A 15,580-nucleotide genomic window follows, 5' to 3' on the forward strand; every position below is an offset into this window, starting at 1 on the left:
CGCCTTTCGATCGGAAGAACGCGTGGCAAGGCGCATGGCAAAGGTCATGGCAGAAAACATTGGAACGGCACTCGGAGCGCGTGGGACTGGAACAGTCCTTACGCGGCGATCATGACAAAAGCCAGAGGCGCGCCGGCCTGCCGGCATCCGTCTTGTCACGATTCCGGGAATGCAAGAGCTCAAGCATGATCCGGAAAAGTGCGAAGCGGTTTTCCGAAAAGATAAAGATAATGCGAGAACAACAACCTAAAGCGCGATGACGTTTCATCGCAATCGCATCGCGCTTTAGTGCGACTGCAATCCCGGCGAGCCGGTCTCGGGATGGATCTCGGCCGCCATCATGCCCTTGGAGCCGGGCCCGAAGCGGACCAGGACATACTGGCCGGGCCGCAGTTCGGTCATGCCGAACCGGCGCAGCGTCTCCATGTGCACGAAGATGTCGGGCGTGCCCTCGCCGCAAGTCAGGAAGCCGAAGCCGCGCAGCCGGTTGAACCATTTGACCTGGGCCCGCTCCAGCCCGCTGGTCGGGGTCACCGTGACGTGGGTGCGCGGCGGCAGCATCTGCGCCGGATGGATCGCGGTCGACTCATCCATCGAGACCACGCGGAACGCCTGGTAGCCCTTGGCGCGCTGGATGCACTCGACGACGATGCGGGCGCCCTCATAGGCGGTCTGGAAGCCGTCGCGCCTGAGCACGGTGACGTGCAGGAGCACGTCGGGCCAACCATTGTCGGGAACGATGAAGCCGTAGCCCTTGGAGGCGTCGAACCATTTGATGACGCCGGTGACCTCGACGAGGTTGGCGCTGGCCTCCCCGAGGCCGGTGAAGGGGCTGAGGGCGCTGTCGCGGCCGGCACCGCCGTGCTCGCCCGGCATCATTCGCCCCGACGCGCCGCCGGGCCCCGGAACTCCAACCTTCTTGGACTCAAATCCGTCCGACGACCCCATAACCCCGGACCCCACACATGCCATGCAACCCGCCTCAACGGCGGCGTCGAATCACGCGTCTTAAGAGAATGTTCTCAATTCGACGCGACGCGAATCTTTCGACTCAAAAGATAACACTCCCGGTTGCGAGGCATAGACAAAAAAGAGATTCGCCGGAACCTATGAACAGCTTGCACAGGCGCGAATCAAATTGACGCCTCAATTGCCGACAAAGGGCCCGAGGGTTTCGCCGATGTCGTGGCGGATCACGAGATCGGCGATGTCGTCCTGATCAGTCGGCTCGCGGTTGATGATGACGAGGCGCGCGCCGGCCTCCTTCGCCATCATCGGAAAGCCCGCGGCCGGCCAGACCACCAGCGAGGAACCGATCGCGATGAAGAGGTCGCAGGCCCGCGACAGCTCGGTGGCACGCTGCATTTCAGCCTCCGGCATCATCTGGCCGAACGAGATGGTGGCGGTCTTCACCGGCTCGTCGCAGACGGTGCAGTTGGGCGCGGCGCCGTCGCGGTCGAACCGGCGCTTCACCCAGTCGAGCTGATAGGACAATCCGCACCCGATGCAGCGCGCATAAGTGGTATTGCCATGAAGTTCAATCACGTGCTCGGGCGCGAAGCCCGAGGCTTGGTGCAGATTGTCGATGTTCTGGGTGATGATCCCGGGAACCTTGCCGGCGCGGTAGAGTGAGGCGAGCGCGCGATGGCCGCGGCCGGGCTTTGCCGCGGCGAACACCTCCTCCATCGCAAAGCGGCGGCGCCAGGATTCGTCGCGCGCCTCTTGGCTGGCGATGAACTCGCCGAATTCGATCGGACGGTAGCGCGTCCAGATCCCGCCCGGCGAGCGGAAATCGGGGATGCCGCATTCAGTGGAGATGCCGGCACCGGTGAACGGGACGATGGTCTTCGCCTCGGCGATCATGTCGCCGAGCCGTTCAACGCCGCTGCGAAGATCTGACGCAATCATGGCGGGCCTCCCGAATCCATTTTGGCCTGGCTGCAACCGGCGCAAGCGACAAGACTGCTGACGCTATTATCAAGCGCGAACGCGTTGCGCTCGGCAATTTCTTCCGGCCTTCGCTTATCACAATCCTGCAATGCCTCCTCCCCATTGACGCCCCAATCAGAAGCGCCAATGCATGTGTTGACGCGACTCAACGTGATTGCGGCGGCAGTGCTTGAGTTCCGGAGTGCACACGTACTCAGGGTGTAGAGGGGATTTGACATGACCGAAGACGAACAACGCAAGATCCGCGAACGCGAAGAGATCGCCGCCCGTGTCGCCGCCTTCCGTGCCACGCAGGAAAAATTCAAGCGCGAGCGTGAGGAATATTTCGTGTCGACGCTCGACAATGCCCGCAAGGTGGAACGGCCGTCGCTCTGGCCGTAAGCAGGCTTCAATCGCCGCGCATGAAAAAAGCCCGGAGCGTCGCTCCGGGCTTTTCGTTGTTCAGCCCTACCAATGACGGTAGTAGTGGTGGTGCCGGTAATACGGCCCACCGTAATAGGCATAGGGGCCAGGGCCGTAGTCATAATAGGCGGGGCCGCCGTAATAACCGTAGCTCGGACCATAATAACCGTACGGATGCGACGCGGCGATCGCGCCCGCGGTGATCGCGCCGGCGGCGAGACCGAATGCGAGGCCCGGACCGATGTGGCGCGCCTCGGCCGGCGCAGGCGCTGCGACCGCCGTCACGCCGACGGCCGCGATGGTGGCCAGAACTGCCAGTGTCTTTTTCATGTTCTCCTCCTTCGCGTACTGCGACGATAACGGCCAGCGCCTGCGATGGTTGCGCGCAGCGCGGAACCCGCGGCGGCAAAAAAATGGAGACCACGGGAACGAATACGCCCAGCGTGGATTGAACCTTCAAGTGCGGAAGCCTCCGCCATCCGGTAGAGGCAACAGCACGAAGACCCCGTCAGCATCCTCCGCGGTGCCGGCGGGGTTTTTGGTTTCACGGGAGCACATGGCAGCAGAGGCAAGCTTCTGCCAGCGGGCGGAGGATCGAGGAGGAGTGATTGCCGATATCCGCTTTGCTGGCTCGCATCCGCAGGCTCGTTCCCAGATCCGGCGATCGGCATTACGACGAGATCGTCCGCAGCTTCGGCGTCGGCACGCTGCGTCCGCCGCCGGTGCCGATGAGCGACGGCGAACTGGCGCAGGCGATCGCCGAGTTCCTCAAGGAGCAGCCCTCGAGCGAGTCCGTTGCGACGCTCGGCCGTCGGCTCGACCCCTCCTCTCCGCTCTGAACTCTCGCGGAACAGCCTTCCCGGGAACATGCGCGCAGGGCGCACGTTGGCCTAGCCTTCGAGAGAAGAAGCAAAGAAAGGGCCGATCATGCCCGTATGGCTCGAAATTCTGCTCAACCTGTCCGGCTATGCCGGCTTCGTGGCGCTCGCGACGACGGGCGTCGGGTGCCCCGACGATTGCGCCGACGATCACATCGCCGGGGGCGAGCGCTAACGCATGATCCGGAAAAGTGCGCAGCGGTTTTCCGAAAAGATCATGCGCAAACAAGGAGCCAAAGCGCAATGCCGATTCGTCTTGATCGCATCGCGTTTTAGTTCGCGTGCGGCGCCTGACCCGCGGTGCGCACCAGGCGGTCCGCCTTGACCGCGACGCGCGTATCCTCGGCTTGCGGCCGCAGCGAGAAGCTGATCACCACGAAAGCGAGGCAGAACAGTGAGCCGACGACGGCGACGCGCCGGTAGGTGTGCCGGTCGCCTTGATAAAAGGACGGTTCTGAAAATGGCGTCATGAGAATGATGCTTGTTGGCAAAGTCGTTGTCTTTGCCAGGACACCTACGCCAACCCGCAGCAAGCGCAACGCGATTGGGCTTTTAACCTAACCGAATAGGGTTATCGGCTTTCCGTGCAAGCTTTCGTTGACGTCTTGATCCAGCTAAGTCTTGATTAGCTAAGTCTTGATGTAGCTAAGTCTTGGCGCGCTTCAGATCTCGGCGAGCCATTTCAGGGTTGCGCGAAAACTGAGGCTGCGATGGCCCGCGACCAGCACCGTGCCGAACACTTCGGCTTCGTCGTCGCGATACGTCCCGGAGAAGCCGCACGTGGCTTCCTCGCCGCCGAACAGCGGCCGGACGAAGCTGTCTGCGAACCGCGTGTGCTGATTGGTGGCGAGCTCGCCCTTCCAGGTCCCGTTGCCGCACTTATACGAGCCGCGCGACCAGAAGTAAGGCCCGCCGCCGAGCAGCACGCCGTCGCGCAGGATCAAGACGCCGCTGTCGCGGCCCTTCACGCCGTCGAGCATGTGGATGTGGATGGAATAAAGCCCGTTCTTCATCGATCGCGCCCGCCGTCCTGACGATAGCGCCGGACATAGAGAGCGTCGAGACGGAAAGCGCGGCGCCGCGTGCCCGCTTGGCCGCGCGGCTTTGTTCCAGCTTCGCTTCCATTTCGTTCTCGAAGAACGAATCGGAATTCCAGAAACCAGCGCGGAGCAGGTCTTAACAAATCGTTCGCATGCAAACGAACCCGCGATCGATTCACCCCAGCGCATGAGGACGGGACTGCGCGAAGCATCACCCGCGCTCGGCCGTGCGGCACTGTCTCGCACCGACACAGAAGGCACGCCTTGTTCTGCATCCGACTCCATTTCGTTCGCAGAGAACGAATCGGAGTCGAAAAACCGGCGCGCAGCGAATGCTAACGATCGGTGAAAGCGTGCGCCGCCGTCACGTCATCAGTGGCGACAGTCTTCTCCGTCCTGTCAGACGCGCAACCGGAACGAGATCGCGCCTGACGGATGTCGCGGCTCTCACCGACGCCCGTCAAGCCGCGCGCTTGTCTTTGCCCTTCTCGGAAAAGCATTCCAGGATCTGGATGCGGAGCTCTTCCGCAGCCGGGCCTTCGACCTTGCGGAGCTTGTTCCAGAGCCTGATCACTTCGCGTTGCTTGTCCACGGTCATGAATCACCTCCAAGGAAGATGACTGACTAGAACAAACTGAGAACAATAAGTCCAGTCCCCTGCGCGCGCTTTCCGGACGACGTCGCGTTTGAGCTTTGGCTGCCGCGTGGCCCCATGGCGGCCGGGATTTCAGCGCTCAGTCAACGTCGCAGCGCCGCCCGACATATTCCGTCACGGCGGCGCGGTTGCGTTTTGGATTCTCAACCTTAAGTCAGGGATGCGGCTGACGGCCAGGCGCTGAAATCCCATCGCCGTTCGGCGCAGAAGCCCCGTGCGCAAGCGCGGGGTTCTTCTTTTGGGCCGCGGGGGATCAAACCGCGTCCTTGGCGACCTTCAGCGGCGAGGCCTTCACCGACTTGCTCGCCGGCTTGGCCGCGAACTGCATCGGCTCCTTGGTGAAGGGATTGATGCCCATCCGCGCTTCGGTCGCGGGCTTGTTCACCACCGACATCTTCACGAAGCCAGGAATGACGAACTCGCCGGACTCGTTGAGCTCCTTGTAGCCGACTGTCGCCATGTACTCGATCACCGACTTCACGTCGTTCTTCGACAGCTGCGTGCCTTCCGCAATTGCATCGATCAACTGGGTCTTCGTCATCTTCGCCATGTTCTGAATTCCTTCTGTGCGCGCGAGCAAACCCTGCTGGACGCGGTCGAACCCGCGAAGCGCGCGCTTGCGATTCACGCCGGTGGCCATGAGGTGACGCGGCTTAGAACCCATCGAGGCTGAAAACGCAAGCCGCGGTTCTCTGGGATGAGGCCTCGCTTTGCGGCAAAATCTGGGCCTTCCGCACCCGGGGAAAATGCGCGCCTCGAACCGTGACGGCCGCGCACAGATCCCCGCCTCCAGGCCGCAGCGGCGATGATCGAGCTGTCAGCGAAGCCGACTAGTCTCTCTCGTCATACCGATCGCAGCGCGCATCGCCACGCTTGACGTCGGTATCGATCTCATCGAGCGGCGGCGTGCATCGCAGCAGCGAATATTTGTCATTGTAGGGTGCGGGCTGCCGCCGGCAGACACTGGCGCCGATCGGGACCTGGATGGCCTGGGTGCCGACCGTGTAGAAGCAGTTGTCCGGCGGTGAACCGGGCTTCTGATCGGATGTTGTCGCCGCATTCTGCGCCAGTGCCGGCGCCAGACCGACTGCAACGAACGCAACCACGACAGCTTTCCACACGGCCACTCTCCGCCCTTGTCAGCTGACAGGATAGTCTATGCCCGGCGGACGCGATATTCAATTCGCACGCTGTTTCCGCGCCCGGCGTCACCTCGTCCCGAAACCTGTGGCTTGGCTCGCATTGTTCAGACTTCAGTAACCTAACCGCTCCAAGCTCTTCGTCACGTATCGTTGCGTTGGAGTACCCCACAGTGCTGGATTTTCACGAGCTGCGCGAACTCGCGGCCGATGTTCGTATTTTCGTCGACGTTGCCGAAGACAAGGCCGAAGCGCTCAGGGCCGTGATTGCGGCCTACGACGTGGTGCTGGCGATCTTCCCTTCGCAGGAAGGCATGGGCCTGCATGTCATCAAGGGCAAGGAGATCCTGGACGGGATCGCAAATTCGCGGACCCATGCAATGTACAGCCACACCGCCATCGCGGTGCCCGACCTCGAGCATGCCGAAGTGCTCAAGCAGCTGACCGCGCCCGCCGAGCAACGGATTGCGGCGTAGGCTCCGCGCCGCCCCCCGGTCATGTCGGGGCGGCTTTTTCGCACGACGGCCGCGGTGGGTTGACGATGTCCCGTTTGTTCGGTCTCGATGAGCCCCTAGGCTGAAGCTGCGCCTTCGCGCGTACTCACGCGCAGCTTCAGCGAGCTTCTCGCTCAACGCCTTCCCGTGCCGGACTCGCTGTCGTACTTGCGTCCTTTGTCCGGTGACGTAGGGTGCGTCTCAAGGTCCCCGCGCCGTTCTACATGCCGTCTCCGACGTCCCTGGTCGCCAAGTGGCATCCGAGCGCCACCAGGGCCAGCGTGACGTTCAATCCGAGCAGGATTCGCAGGGCCGATCCTGTTTCCGCGCTGACATATCGGACGTCATGCCGGTGCGCGTAACGTTCGGGATGTGCGGCATCGGGCTGCCCAGGTGAGATCGTCAAGAGCACGAGCCACGCGACCGTCCCGCATAGTCCTGCGATCCTCGCAATCTTTCCGAGCTTTTCAAGCCAGCGCTTCATGTCGCCCTCACCAGCCGCGCGTCTCAAGTCTTTGGCGCAGTCAGGAGCTTGAGAACGCTGAGAATGGCGAAGGCACCGAGGCCGTAGCAGAGCGCATTCAAGAGCCAGGAAATAGCGATGCCTGCGAAGGCGGAGCCTCCGACCGCTCCCCAGAACAAAAGCCCTGCAGTGATGCCCGGCCACTCCAGCGAAAGAAACGCGTAGTCGGTGAAGGGCTCCATGACGAGGAGCGCCGCCGAGATGAGCGCTCCGATCGCCAACGCGATGATGAAGTTCGTCTTCATGGCGGGCATCACAATCCCAATAGCCCGGCCAAAACGGGAATGATGAAATAGGCGGCGATCCCGAGAAGTATTCCCACGACGAAGCGTGCAGTGCGGCCCTGAATCTTCGTATCGAGCCAAGCACAAACAGCCAGCACGGCCCGTCTCAGCAAGCCGCCGAGGAGGCTTCTGGCGAGATCAAACAGGAGTTCTGCAAAGAGTGCGGCCATGGCCTTTGGTCGGCCCCATCTCGAGCGGGGTTCAACAGGGCGGGCCATCTCGCCGCCATTCCAGGCCTTGCGCCAAGCGCCAATTGACCAGGCATCTGCTCGCAAACGGAAGAAGCAAGCCTCTATCGACCACCGGCCCGGGAACACCCACGCATGTGTCCCGTTTCCCCTGACCGGAAAGGCACTCCCATGCTTCGATCAGCCCTCGCGATCTCTCTCCTCCTGTGCGCGACCTCTGCCCTCGCCCAGACACAGCAGCAGCGGCAGCGAACCCGTCATGCGAACGGCCCCTCTTGCTGCGCCGTGGCGACGCAGCCCAGCAACAATCCGTTCAGCAATCCGATCGGGCAAGGCGTTCCTCCTGCCGCCTCGGCTCAGCCCTATTGGAACGGACAGGCGGCGCCGGCGCAACGACGGCGCTAGGTGCCCAAGGAAGCTCCAACCGAAGCGCGCCCAAACTAAATCGGACAGCGCGGGCTGAACGTGTTAACGACAGGGATGAAGATATCCCTCGCGATCCTATTCATCGTCTGGTCGGCCGCCGCGGCGGCACAGACTGCAGCTCCCCAAACCCTGCAAAGCGACTTGTCCGTGCGCGACCAGATCAAGGCCGCGCGCGCCAAGGACAAGGCCGACGAGAAGGCCGATCACACCTCGCGCGCCTGGGACCGCGACAGCGACGGAAAGCGCCCGTGGGAGACCTCGGTTGCGCCGGAGCGAAAGCCGAAGTCCTGAGGGCGGCCGGCGCATCCCATCGATGAATGCTGGCCCCGCATTTTCAGTTTTTGTCCGAAATCTCGGCTGTCAATCGGCACTCCGGTCGCGCGTTTCCGGATCAGCGCTAGCCGTCCAGCAGCGCCATCAGCCGCTCGCGGTCCATGCCCGGCTCGGGCCGCAATTCGCGCCCTTCGAATTCGCGCAGCTTTGCAGCGATCCCTGGTCTCGCCATGACGTCCTGCAGCAGTGACACGCCGGTCCCGATCTCGACCGCTGCGCGGTAGACATCGGCATCCTCCCCCGCTGCGGCAAGGAAGCGGGCGAGACCCGGATTTGGCGTCGGCATTGGCTCGCCGTTCGCCAGGGCATCCATTTCGGCGATACGGGCGCGATCGGCGGCCAGCTGATTTCGATAGAATGGCGTGACCTGCCGTTCGGTTTCGGCATCATATTCGGCGGCCAGGGCCGCGGGATCGCCGAGCGCGTTGCGCACGACCTTGCGGAGCACCTGCGCGTGCAGGAGACCGACGCTCAACCCGCGTCCGGCCGATGGATTGGTGCAGGCCCAGGCGTCGCCGACCGCAACGAAGCCCGTGATGACCGGCTGGCCGTCCACGGCAAATCGTCGATAGCGATCGAGCACGCCGGCCATCGGCATCACATCGGTGATGGGCTGGCCGTCGAGCCAGTGTGCCTGCAACGGGCACGCGCCGACGACCCGATCGAATGTGGCCGGATCGCGCAAGGCCTTCAGCGCCTTGTTGCTCGCCGCGGTATACAGCGTGACCGACCACGTCTCGCCGTCGCCGTCGAGCGTCAGGATGGAGAACAGGCCCATTGGCGTCAGCGCACGGCCGATCCTGCGTGGCCGCCGTGATCCCGAAAAGAACCGCGTGTGGTAAAGGAAGTTGCAGTCCTGGGACTCCTCGTGCGGACTGCGGCCGCCGGCCTCGGCGATCCATTTGCATGCCGGGCTTTTGCGGCCCATCGCGTCGATCACCAGGTCGGCGCGCATGACCTCTCCGGAGGAGGTTCGGACGCCTGCAACGTGCGGCACATTGGCGATCGCAGACGGGCCGGTGACGAGTTCGCGGGCCCTGACGCCGCGTACAATCCTGACGCTTGGCTCCGAAGCCGCCATCGCCGCCACAGCGGCTTCGATTGTCGGCCGACGACCGGTGACAAACCGCATCGCCGCATCGCCGGGCCGAGGCGCCCGATCCCGGATCTTTGGTGGAAGCGATGGCTCGTCGAAGAAATCGACCCAGACACAGCCCGCGCGAACCAGCAGTTCCGTCATCCCGGGCAAGTCGCTATCGCAAATCATCCGGAAGCGAGACGAAAGGTTGTGAGGCTGACGAAACTGGGCCACGCCCGGTCGATCCCAGGCGTCCCAGGCGCCACCAGCGCGTGCCGGCGCTTCGGCCGCGTCCGCCTCGAGCACCGTGACGTCATGCCCGTCCCGCGCCAGCATCGTCGCCGCGGAAAGGCCGATGATGCCGCCGCCACAGATCAGGATTTTGGGCATGTCGCGCTCCGGTGGCAGACCTTCCCGCTGGTTTCGCGGCCAGCGTCGCCCAATGCCGCGGGCGCGGCAATGCCAGGCACGAGCACTACAGCAGAATGGTATTTCCGGATGTGAAGCGGTTCACATGCTGCTTCGCTTTTCGACACCCACGATCGTCAGCGGCTTCAAGAGCTGGCGACGTGACGTCGCGGTGACAGTGCACCAAGCTCAGTCGCCGTCACCGCCCTGCTCGCCATGACCTCCGTGACAGCGCTCCCGGCCAAGAGATGGCCGTCCGGGCCGCAAAGCGGGTTCTCTTTTCAAGCCAACCGCTGCATAGTACGGCATGGCCAAAACAAAAGTGACGTTCAGAACCGTACGTGTCGCCGAGGGCGACTGGAAAATACTCGCCGACTATCCGGACCACGAACAGCGTGAAATTACCGGATTTGCCAGCAAGGCAGATGCCGACGACTGGATGAACGGTGACCGCAAGATCGCGTGGCTCCGCTCTCAAGGCTATGCCAAATGACTGGATAGGCCCGATCGACGCGCGCGGCACACGGGCGGCCGTGAGAGCGCACCTATTCGCTTGTCCGCCGCTGGTCATTCTCGAAACGCTTGTCACTGCAATTGCCGTGTCTCACGGGGTGCAGTCCAGCACTGTCACCGTAACTCAGAACGTCGCTCACGCGGCGCGAGCGCAGTCAGCTCTCCGCCCAAGCCGATCCAACCGAGGGCGCTTCGTACACTGAACGTTGAGATTTACGGACAGGTTAGCTGAGAGGTTCACCTCGAATCTGCTTTCCGAAGGCAAGGTCGTCGTTGAGGCACCATTGCTCCACAACACGTCCATCCTCGATTCGGAAGATTGACAGTTCATCGACCTGAACACGACGACCGCTGGCGGGCATGCCCGCGAACGCACCGAGATGAGTACCCGTCGAATGATATCGAACCGCCACCCTATCTTCATCTATGACAATGTCGTCAATGTGCTCGCGCCAGTCCGGAAAGCTGGAACGGAGCCGCTGGATTGCCCGTCGAATACCGTCGTGTCCGTCCCGGGACGGGGCCGGCCCCCAGCCCTTCGGCATATGGGCGACGAAATTTTCTGAATACACCTCGTGGATCGACCGGGTATCGCCCGTGCTCCAGATGTCGTGCAAGCGCTCGATCAGCACCCGCTTCTCCTGCCTTGTCATTGTCAGGCCCCTTTTTGGATGGTGCCGAGCCTACACAACCGCCGAGTATCCGACAAAACCGCAACTGTCGTCATCTGCGTCCGCTAACCTGTAACCTGCCATTTGGCGGGCTCGCGTCTTCACGCGCGAGACCTCACGCCAAGGGGCTTTCCGTGTGCGCACCTATGAGACGGGCGTCGCCGCGAACGGCTACTCTAAAGCGTCTTCAGAAATCTTCTTCGTCCTCGGCAGCCTGACGTTGAGACCGCCACCCTGCGTGCTCAAAATCTTCTCCCACTCCTTCGACATGCGGGGGACTAAATCCCTATACTGCTTTCCAAGATCGGCCAGCGCTTCAGCCGCTGGCACTCCACCGTGCTCGTAGATAAACTGAATTCGCATGCCTTCGAGTTCGGCCCGCATGCGGTCTTGCCACCCCTGCGCTTTTACGCAGTGCAGGGTCTGTGTCAGGACAGATGCAATTGTCGTTGTGCCCCCCATCACACCCGCCAAGACCGACTGCCCCATTGCTCCAGCGAACAGCGAGATGATCCCACAGACGGCGGAAGCGATAACGATTAACTGATAGAGCGCAGTGTCTTTGGTGTAAGCTCGATTATGCTTCTTGATGGCAGCTTCGATTTCCGCAAGAAACTGGGCAGGCAAATCGCCTTGGGCGTCCATGATTGCCTCCGAAAATCAATCTCTCAGCCAAATACACTTTGAGTTGAAATCATTACCTGAGGTTCGGCAATTCCCATTTTCGGCCTATGGACATAATCCCTCACGCATGTTGCCCGCCCCCTGCCCCTCCCCGCACTTTCCTGCTATCTCTCCTACTGTCCCGGCCCAAACCAAAACCCTCCGACCACCCAGGGAGCAACAACCATGCGATATCTCCACACCATGCTGCGCGTGCGCAATCTCGATGTCGCGCTGAAGTTTTACCAGGATGCGCTGGGCTTGAAGGAGGTGCGGCGGATCGAGAATGACAAGGGGCGTTTCACGCTCGTCTTCCTGTGCGCAGCGGACGATCTCGACGCGCTGAAGGATCAGCCCAAGACGCGCGGCGCGCCGCTGGTCGAGCTCACCTACAATTGGGACGAGGAGAAGTACGGCGAGGACCGCTTCTTCGGCCATCTCGCCTATGAGGTCGACGACATCTACGCCACCTGCGAGAAGCTGCAGAAGGCCGGCGTCACCATCAACCGTCCACCGCGCGACGGCAACATGGCCTTCGTCCGCTCGCCCGATTTGCACTCGATCGAGCTGTTGCAGAAGGGCGAGCCGAAGCCGCCGCAGGAACCCTGGGCCTCGATGCCGAACACCGGCCATTGGTAGGCGCATCGCGGCTGGAACAAGCCCTCGCGCCCGGGATTGTCCCTCCGGCAAATGCGAATCGGAGGAGAACGCGATGGGACGAGGACTCTTGCTGTGGCTGCTGGGCGTGCCGATCCCGGTGATCATTCTGTTGTGGCTGTTCTTCGGCCACTGACGGCAGGCTGCAATCTGCAGCGAAAGCTCCGCCATGGCGGAGCTTTTTGCATGAGAGGCGCGCCGCAATCGCGGCTCGCTGGCGCAGCGGAATCCCGCTATCACCCGCGCAAGACGAAAATGCCGCGGGAGGAGTTTTCATGCCGGACCAAAAGCTGACGATCTGGGGCCGCGCCAATTCGGTCAACGTGCAGAAGGTGCTGTGGTGCCTGGCCGAGCTCGACCTGCCCTTTGAGCGTATCGACGCCGGCATGGCGTTCGGCAAGACGCGCGAGGCCGATTACCTCAAGATGAATCCCAATGCGCGGATCCCGACGCTGGTCGAGGGCGACTTCGTGCTGTGGGAGTCCAATTCGATCCTGCGCTATCTCTGTCTCGCGCATGGGCGCGGCACGCCGATCTATCCCGAGGCGCCGAAGAGCCGCACGAGCGTCGACCGCTGGCTCGACTGGACGCTGTCGACGGTGCAGCCGGTCGATCGCCCGGTGTTCTGGGGCATCGTGCGCACGCCGCCCGCCGAGCGCGACATGATCCAGGTGCAGAAGGATGCCGATGCGGCCGCCGAGGTCTGGGCCATCGCCGATCGCCTGCTCTCATCGCGCCGCTTCATCGACGGCGACCAGTTCACCCTCGCCGACATCGCGATCGGCTGCTATGCACGGCGCTGGCTCGGCGTCGAGGGCATCGCCCGCCCGGCCCAGCCGCACCTGACGCGCTGGCTCGCCGAGCTCGGCAAGCGAAGCGGATTTGCGCAATTTGTCGCACCACCGATGTCGTGACCCGCTGACGCGGCTTAAGGCACGCGGAGGCCGCGCGAAATCGCCATTCCCGCGCATGCCAACGGGCGTCACGCTCGCACTTGACGGCTACTGTGCATGGGGTTGTTTTCGCGGTTTTGTCTTAAGGCCAGCCGCGCTCGACCAGCAGCACGCAGATGATCAGCGCCAACGTCACCACCGCTATGGCAAGCTTCGCCGTCCAGTTCACGCCGCGGCCAACCCACCACAGCAGTGCGCAATACATCACGAAGGGGACGATGATGTCGGGCCGCATCAGATCCGGCGGCATGCAGGCTTACCGCCTGACCGTGGTCTCGAGGCTGACCGAGCCGCCGATCTTCACGCAGGTGCCGGTCGCCTCGACCATGCGGAAGCCGCGGCCATAGGCGGCGCAGCCGCTCGCCTTCGCCGTCCCGCTCGTGCCCTTCAGGGGCAGCGTCCTGCCCGCCTGTGGCGCCGCATCGGGCGGCAGGCGCAGGCCCTCGGCCGCAGCCGCGGACGCGGCTAGGGAGGAGATGAGGATGAGGAACAGCGTTCGCATGCGGTCGGTTCTAGCCCGGACCGGTGGCGCTCCCTAGCGGAATCGAACCGCTCTCTCCACCGTGAAAGGGTGGCGTCCTAACCGATAGACGAAGGGAGCAAACGCAAAGCCCCGCCGCTTGAAGGCGGCACGGCCGTGGCCGCACGAGTCGTGCCCGGCGGCTTGCGGCGGGCGAACCTATAATGGCCTTTGGGCCCGCGGGCAAGCCGTTCGGAACGGACTCCCTGGCGCCGGTGGATAGCCCCGCCCCTGGCTTCACCCCGGGCCGGTTTGAACGGTTTCTTAGGGTTCCCTGAGCTAGCGCTGGAGCGGGAGATTTTGAGCCAATGCCACTGCCCAAGAAGCGCGCAGCCCGCAAGCTGCTGTCGCAGCACGCCTGGATCACGCTCGCCGGCGGATTCGCCGCGCGGCATTGCCTGGTCCACGACATCTCGGATTCGGGTGCGAAGATCACACTGGACGAGGATGCGAGCCAGCTGCCGGGCGTGATCCGAATGGCGTTCGCACGCGACGCACGCACCGGACGGAGCTGCCAGGTGGTCTGGCGCCGCGGCAAATCCGCAGGCGTCAAGTTCCTCTGATCCGGGCGCGCCGGCTGATCATCGTTCCGGACTGCGAATTGCTGCATGAGCGATGATGTGGTCGTGAATTCCTCGCCGCCATGACCACTCGGCGCATTTACCGAAAATTTACCCCTGCTCGCGAGCGCCGGTATCATTTGCTTAGAATTTGATCGCTACCGTGAATCTACGGAAACAATCCCGAAACACGATTAGCGTTCATGTCCGTCGCAGAGTTCCTCAAGCAGCGTGCAGTGGAAGTCGCGGTCAGCGGCAGCTACTCGCTGCCGCGCTGGTATGATTGCGAGGGCAAGCTACGCACCTTCGCCTGCCGTACCAAGCGTGTCTCGCCGTTCCGCATGCTCGTGGACGTGCCGGTCGTCGGCAAGATCGGCGAGCGCGTGACCTCCTATTTCCAGGACTTCGGCGAATTCCAGTGCACCATCAGCGCGACGCTGAGATCGGGCTTCCTGATGGAACTCGAGATGACACGCGCGCGGCGCGCCTGGATGTCGGCAAAGCTGACCTGGCTGGAGAAGAAGCAGAAGGACGCCAGCATTCAGGAGTTCCGGCATGACGCGCGCTTCGTCCCGCAGGTCCCGCACACCTTTCTGACACTGGCCGACGGCAGCACCCATCCCTGCTTCATCATCGACGTCTCCACCGCGGGGGTCGCGGTGTCCTCGGAGTACGATCCGCCTCTCGGCACCCCGCTGGCGGTCGGCGCCTGCGTCGGGCGCGTCATCCGCAAGTTCGGCCACGGCTTTGCGGTCAAGTTCGCCGAAAAGCAGCAGCGGGACGACCTCGTCCGGCTGGTCGTGCGCCAGGCCGTGCTGCAGCCGGCCCGAATGGCAGCTTGCGGCTAGACTGCCCTATCACGGCCCCAATGCCGGATCAGCTTTTGAGGGTCCAGGCCTTGCGCCGGACGTCATTTGCGGACTTGCGATCGGGGGACCGGATGCCAGTCAACAAGATCACCTGGGACAGGGTCGGCCGGGTGACGGAGCCCGGCCGCTACATGTACACCTTCGGCTGGCTCACCATCACCGCCGGCGATCTCGCGGTCTGGCAGCAATATCCGCAGGCCGCGTTCACGCTGCTCGCGCAAGCGTCGGAGCGGGCCGAGGCCGTTGGCGAGGAGTTCCATCTCGGTGCCTTCGACATCGCGCCTGACGCGCTGCCATTCACCACGCATTGAGCGGGAATGCGCGTGGCCCGCACGCGCACATCGAACAGTGACCAGGCGGCCTGCCCGCCTCTGGC

Annotated in this window: 27 protein-coding genes and 1 tRNA gene; 11 read left to right on the forward strand and 17 right to left on the reverse strand. The window is 63.1% G+C overall.

Translation table 11 applies throughout. The annotated features are described in order from the left end of the window. Positions 1-285: 285 nt before the first annotated feature. Entirely contained in the window at positions 286-948 is a 663-nt protein-coding gene (locus JJB99_RS20125; protein WP_200494075.1) for a cold-shock protein, read from the reverse strand. 198 nt (positions 949-1,146) lie between these two features. Next, the gene (locus JJB99_RS20130) at positions 1,147-1,908 is read right to left on the reverse strand and encodes an SIR2 family NAD-dependent protein deacylase (protein WP_200494076.1); all 762 of its coding nucleotides are present in this window, start codon (positions 1,906-1,908) and stop codon (positions 1,147-1,149) included. A gap of 258 nt (positions 1,909-2,166) precedes the next feature. On the opposite strand from JJB99_RS20130, the gene JJB99_RS20135 reads away from it, so the two are divergent. Then, positions 2,167-2,331, forward strand: a complete 165-nt coding sequence (locus JJB99_RS20135) for a hypothetical protein (protein ID WP_015686271.1) — start codon at positions 2,167-2,169, stop codon at positions 2,329-2,331. A 66-nt stretch (positions 2,332-2,397) separates the two neighbouring features. Here JJB99_RS20135 and JJB99_RS20140 read toward each other — a convergent pair whose 3' ends face one another. Then, positions 2,398-2,682: a hypothetical protein gene (locus tag JJB99_RS20140; RefSeq protein ID WP_200494077.1), complete on the reverse strand. Its 285-nt coding sequence runs from the start codon at positions 2,680-2,682 to the stop codon at positions 2,398-2,400. Between the two features lie 278 nt (positions 2,683-2,960). Here JJB99_RS20140 and JJB99_RS20145 point away from each other — a divergent pair, with 278 nt between their 5' ends. Further along, positions 2,961-3,191 carry a hypothetical protein gene (locus tag JJB99_RS20145; RefSeq protein WP_200494078.1) on the forward strand — a complete coding sequence of 77 codons (231 nt, stop codon included), beginning with the start codon at positions 2,961-2,963 and terminating at the stop codon, positions 3,189-3,191. 88 nt (positions 3,192-3,279) lie between these two features. Beyond that, the gene (locus JJB99_RS36680) at positions 3,280-3,405 is read left to right on the forward strand and encodes a hypothetical protein (RefSeq protein WP_283815971.1); all 126 of its coding nucleotides are present in this window, start codon (positions 3,280-3,282) and stop codon (positions 3,403-3,405) included. Between the two features lie 97 nt (positions 3,406-3,502). Here the strand turns inward: JJB99_RS36680 and JJB99_RS20150 are convergent, their stop codons facing one another. The 5 genes from JJB99_RS20150 to JJB99_RS20170 all read right to left on the reverse strand — a co-directional run bounded on the left by JJB99_RS20150 (position 3,503) and on the right by JJB99_RS20170 (position 6,046). Next, positions 3,503-3,700 (reverse strand): hypothetical protein, encoded by a 198-nt coding sequence (locus JJB99_RS20150; protein ID WP_200494079.1) that lies wholly within the window; start codon positions 3,698-3,700, stop codon positions 3,503-3,505. Between the two features lie 192 nt (positions 3,701-3,892). Beyond that, positions 3,893-4,243 (reverse strand): GrlR family regulatory protein, encoded by a 351-nt coding sequence (locus JJB99_RS20155; RefSeq protein WP_200494080.1) that lies wholly within the window; start codon positions 4,241-4,243, stop codon positions 3,893-3,895. A 487-nt stretch (positions 4,244-4,730) separates the two neighbouring features. Further along, positions 4,731-4,868 carry a hypothetical protein gene (locus JJB99_RS20160; protein ID WP_200494081.1) on the reverse strand — a complete coding sequence of 46 codons (138 nt, stop codon included), beginning with the start codon at positions 4,866-4,868 and terminating at the stop codon, positions 4,731-4,733. 310 nt (positions 4,869-5,178) lie between these two features. After that, positions 5,179-5,475: an HU family DNA-binding protein gene (locus tag JJB99_RS20165; protein ID WP_008558895.1), complete on the reverse strand. Its 297-nt coding sequence runs from the start codon at positions 5,473-5,475 to the stop codon at positions 5,179-5,181. Positions 5,476-5,755: 280 nt separating this feature from the next. Further along, on the reverse strand, positions 5,756-6,046 hold the full coding sequence (locus JJB99_RS20170) for a hypothetical protein (protein WP_200494082.1): 291 nt from the start codon (positions 6,044-6,046) through the stop codon (positions 5,756-5,758). Between the two features lie 191 nt (positions 6,047-6,237). On the opposite strand from JJB99_RS20170, the gene JJB99_RS20175 reads away from it, so the two are divergent. Continuing rightward, positions 6,238-6,540 (forward strand): hypothetical protein, encoded by a 303-nt coding sequence (locus JJB99_RS20175; protein ID WP_200494083.1) that lies wholly within the window; start codon positions 6,238-6,240, stop codon positions 6,538-6,540. A gap of 238 nt (positions 6,541-6,778) precedes the next feature. Here the strand turns inward: JJB99_RS20175 and JJB99_RS20180 are convergent, their stop codons facing one another. The 3 genes from JJB99_RS20180 to JJB99_RS20190 are packed head-to-tail and all read right to left on the reverse strand — an operon-like array spanning position 6,779 to position 7,535. Continuing rightward, complete coding sequence (locus tag JJB99_RS20180; RefSeq protein ID WP_200494084.1) at positions 6,779-7,042, reverse strand: hypothetical protein; 264 nt, start codon at positions 7,040-7,042, stop codon at positions 6,779-6,781. Positions 7,043-7,065: 23 nt separating this feature from the next. Then, positions 7,066-7,326 carry a hypothetical protein gene (locus JJB99_RS20185; protein ID WP_349628973.1) on the reverse strand — a complete coding sequence of 87 codons (261 nt, stop codon included), beginning with the start codon at positions 7,324-7,326 and terminating at the stop codon, positions 7,066-7,068. An 8-nt stretch (positions 7,327-7,334) separates the two neighbouring features. Beyond that, positions 7,335-7,535, reverse strand: coding sequence for a hypothetical protein (locus tag JJB99_RS20190; protein ID WP_200494086.1), 201 nt, complete (start codon positions 7,533-7,535; stop codon positions 7,335-7,337). Positions 7,536-8,033: 498 nt separating this feature from the next. Here JJB99_RS20190 and JJB99_RS20195 point away from each other — a divergent pair, with 498 nt between their 5' ends. After that, positions 8,034-8,270: a hypothetical protein gene (locus tag JJB99_RS20195; RefSeq protein ID WP_200494087.1), complete on the forward strand. Its 237-nt coding sequence runs from the start codon at positions 8,034-8,036 to the stop codon at positions 8,268-8,270. A gap of 106 nt (positions 8,271-8,376) precedes the next feature. Here the strand turns inward: JJB99_RS20195 and JJB99_RS20200 are convergent, their stop codons facing one another. Next, complete coding sequence (locus JJB99_RS20200) at positions 8,377-9,780, reverse strand: NAD(P)/FAD-dependent oxidoreductase (protein WP_200494088.1); 1,404 nt, start codon at positions 9,778-9,780, stop codon at positions 8,377-8,379. A gap of 325 nt (positions 9,781-10,105) precedes the next feature. Between JJB99_RS20200 and JJB99_RS20205 the strand changes: the two genes are divergently transcribed. Continuing rightward, a complete protein-coding gene (locus tag JJB99_RS20205; RefSeq protein ID WP_200494089.1) occupies positions 10,106-10,291 on the forward strand; it encodes a hypothetical protein in 186 nt (61 codons plus the stop codon). A 244-nt stretch (positions 10,292-10,535) separates the two neighbouring features. Here the strand turns inward: JJB99_RS20205 and JJB99_RS20210 are convergent, their stop codons facing one another. Together JJB99_RS20210 and JJB99_RS20215 are read right to left on the reverse strand one after the other, a co-directional pair. After that, positions 10,536-10,964, reverse strand: a complete 429-nt coding sequence (locus JJB99_RS20210) for an ester cyclase (protein WP_200494090.1) — start codon at positions 10,962-10,964, stop codon at positions 10,536-10,538. A gap of 189 nt (positions 10,965-11,153) precedes the next feature. Next, a complete protein-coding gene (locus JJB99_RS20215) occupies positions 11,154-11,627 on the reverse strand; it encodes a hypothetical protein (RefSeq protein ID WP_200494091.1) in 474 nt (157 codons plus the stop codon). Positions 11,628-11,831: 204 nt separating this feature from the next. Here JJB99_RS20215 and JJB99_RS20220 point away from each other — a divergent pair, with 204 nt between their 5' ends. Together JJB99_RS20220 and JJB99_RS20225 are read left to right on the forward strand one after the other, a co-directional pair. After that, positions 11,832-12,284 (forward strand): VOC family protein, encoded by a 453-nt coding sequence (locus JJB99_RS20220; RefSeq protein ID WP_200494092.1) that lies wholly within the window; start codon positions 11,832-11,834, stop codon positions 12,282-12,284. Positions 12,285-12,577: 293 nt separating this feature from the next. Next, a complete protein-coding gene (locus tag JJB99_RS20225) occupies positions 12,578-13,216 on the forward strand; it encodes a glutathione S-transferase family protein (protein ID WP_200494093.1) in 639 nt (212 codons plus the stop codon). A 121-nt stretch (positions 13,217-13,337) separates the two neighbouring features. Here JJB99_RS20225 and JJB99_RS20230 read toward each other — a convergent pair whose 3' ends face one another. The 3 genes from JJB99_RS20230 to JJB99_RS20240 form a co-directional block, all read right to left on the reverse strand. After that, positions 13,338-13,505, reverse strand: coding sequence for a hypothetical protein (locus tag JJB99_RS20230; protein ID WP_200494094.1), 168 nt, complete (start codon positions 13,503-13,505; stop codon positions 13,338-13,340). Positions 13,506-13,511: 6 nt separating this feature from the next. Continuing rightward, on the reverse strand, positions 13,512-13,757 hold the full coding sequence (locus JJB99_RS20235; RefSeq protein ID WP_200494095.1) for a hypothetical protein: 246 nt from the start codon (positions 13,755-13,757) through the stop codon (positions 13,512-13,514). 24 nt (positions 13,758-13,781) lie between these two features. Then, positions 13,782-13,856, reverse strand: a tRNA-Glu gene (locus JJB99_RS20240). Positions 13,857-14,083: 227 nt separating this feature from the next. Here JJB99_RS20240 and JJB99_RS20245 point away from each other — a divergent pair. The 3 genes from JJB99_RS20245 to JJB99_RS20255 all read left to right on the forward strand — a co-directional run bounded on the left by JJB99_RS20245 (position 14,084) and on the right by JJB99_RS20255 (position 15,515). Further along, complete coding sequence (locus JJB99_RS20245; RefSeq protein WP_200494096.1) at positions 14,084-14,338, forward strand: PilZ domain-containing protein; 255 nt, start codon at positions 14,084-14,086, stop codon at positions 14,336-14,338. Positions 14,339-14,538: 200 nt separating this feature from the next. Then, a complete protein-coding gene (locus JJB99_RS20250; RefSeq protein WP_200494097.1) occupies positions 14,539-15,183 on the forward strand; it encodes a PilZ domain-containing protein in 645 nt (214 codons plus the stop codon). A 92-nt stretch (positions 15,184-15,275) separates the two neighbouring features. Next, entirely contained in the window at positions 15,276-15,515 is a 240-nt protein-coding gene (locus JJB99_RS20255) for a hypothetical protein (RefSeq protein ID WP_200494098.1), read from the forward strand. Positions 15,516-15,580: the final 65 nt, after the last annotated feature.

Origin of the sequence: Bradyrhizobium diazoefficiens, from assembly GCF_016616235.1 — a bacterium.
Taxonomy (GTDB): domain Bacteria; phylum Pseudomonadota; class Alphaproteobacteria; order Rhizobiales; family Xanthobacteraceae; genus Bradyrhizobium; species Bradyrhizobium diazoefficiens_H.

Coding starts and splice junctions, on each gene's coding strand:
- JJB99_RS20125 (WP_200494075.1), bottom strand. CDS start 948: ATGGGGTCGTCGGACGGATTTGAGTCCAAGAAGGTTGGAGTTCCGGGG.
- JJB99_RS20130 (WP_200494076.1), bottom strand. CDS start 1,908: ATGATTGCGTCAGATCTTCGCAGCGGCGTTGAACGGCTCGGCGACATG.
- JJB99_RS20135 (WP_015686271.1), top strand. CDS start 2,167: ATGACCGAAGACGAACAACGCAAGATCCGCGAACGCGAAGAGATCGCC.
- JJB99_RS20140 (WP_200494077.1), bottom strand. CDS start 2,682: ATGAAAAAGACACTGGCAGTTCTGGCCACCATCGCGGCCGTCGGCGTG.
- JJB99_RS36680 (WP_283815971.1), top strand. CDS start 3,280: ATGCCCGTATGGCTCGAAATTCTGCTCAACCTGTCCGGCTATGCCGGC.
- JJB99_RS20150 (WP_200494079.1), bottom strand. CDS start 3,700: ATGACGCCATTTTCAGAACCGTCCTTTTATCAAGGCGACCGGCACACC.
- JJB99_RS20155 (WP_200494080.1), bottom strand. CDS start 4,243: ATGAAGAACGGGCTTTATTCCATCCACATCCACATGCTCGACGGCGTG.
- JJB99_RS20160 (WP_200494081.1), bottom strand. CDS start 4,868: ATGACCGTGGACAAGCAACGCGAAGTGATCAGGCTCTGGAACAAGCTC.
- JJB99_RS20165 (WP_008558895.1), bottom strand. CDS start 5,475: ATGGCGAAGATGACGAAGACCCAGTTGATCGATGCAATTGCGGAAGGC.
- JJB99_RS20180 (WP_200494084.1), bottom strand. CDS start 7,042: ATGAAGCGCTGGCTTGAAAAGCTCGGAAAGATTGCGAGGATCGCAGGA.
- JJB99_RS20185 (WP_349628973.1), bottom strand. CDS start 7,326: ATGAAGACGAACTTCATCATCGCGTTGGCGATCGGAGCGCTCATCTCG.
- JJB99_RS20190 (WP_200494086.1), bottom strand. CDS start 7,535: ATGGCCGCACTCTTTGCAGAACTCCTGTTTGATCTCGCCAGAAGCCTC.
- JJB99_RS20195 (WP_200494087.1), top strand. CDS start 8,034: ATGAAGATATCCCTCGCGATCCTATTCATCGTCTGGTCGGCCGCCGCG.
- JJB99_RS20200 (WP_200494088.1), bottom strand. CDS start 9,780: ATGCCCAAAATCCTGATCTGTGGCGGCGGCATCATCGGCCTTTCCGCG.
- JJB99_RS20205 (WP_200494089.1), top strand. CDS start 10,106: ATGGCCAAAACAAAAGTGACGTTCAGAACCGTACGTGTCGCCGAGGGC.
- JJB99_RS20210 (WP_200494090.1), bottom strand. CDS start 10,964: ATGACAAGGCAGGAGAAGCGGGTGCTGATCGAGCGCTTGCACGACATC.
- JJB99_RS20215 (WP_200494091.1), bottom strand. CDS start 11,627: ATGGACGCCCAAGGCGATTTGCCTGCCCAGTTTCTTGCGGAAATCGAA.
- JJB99_RS20220 (WP_200494092.1), top strand. CDS start 11,832: ATGCGATATCTCCACACCATGCTGCGCGTGCGCAATCTCGATGTCGCG.
- JJB99_RS20225 (WP_200494093.1), top strand. CDS start 12,578: ATGCCGGACCAAAAGCTGACGATCTGGGGCCGCGCCAATTCGGTCAAC.
- JJB99_RS20230 (WP_200494094.1), bottom strand. CDS start 13,505: ATGCCGCCGGATCTGATGCGGCCCGACATCATCGTCCCCTTCGTGATG.
- JJB99_RS20235 (WP_200494095.1), bottom strand. CDS start 13,757: ATGCGAACGCTGTTCCTCATCCTCATCTCCTCCCTAGCCGCGTCCGCG.
- JJB99_RS20245 (WP_200494096.1), top strand. CDS start 14,084: ATGCCACTGCCCAAGAAGCGCGCAGCCCGCAAGCTGCTGTCGCAGCAC.
- JJB99_RS20250 (WP_200494097.1), top strand. CDS start 14,539: ATGTCCGTCGCAGAGTTCCTCAAGCAGCGTGCAGTGGAAGTCGCGGTC.
- JJB99_RS20255 (WP_200494098.1), top strand. CDS start 15,276: ATGCCAGTCAACAAGATCACCTGGGACAGGGTCGGCCGGGTGACGGAG.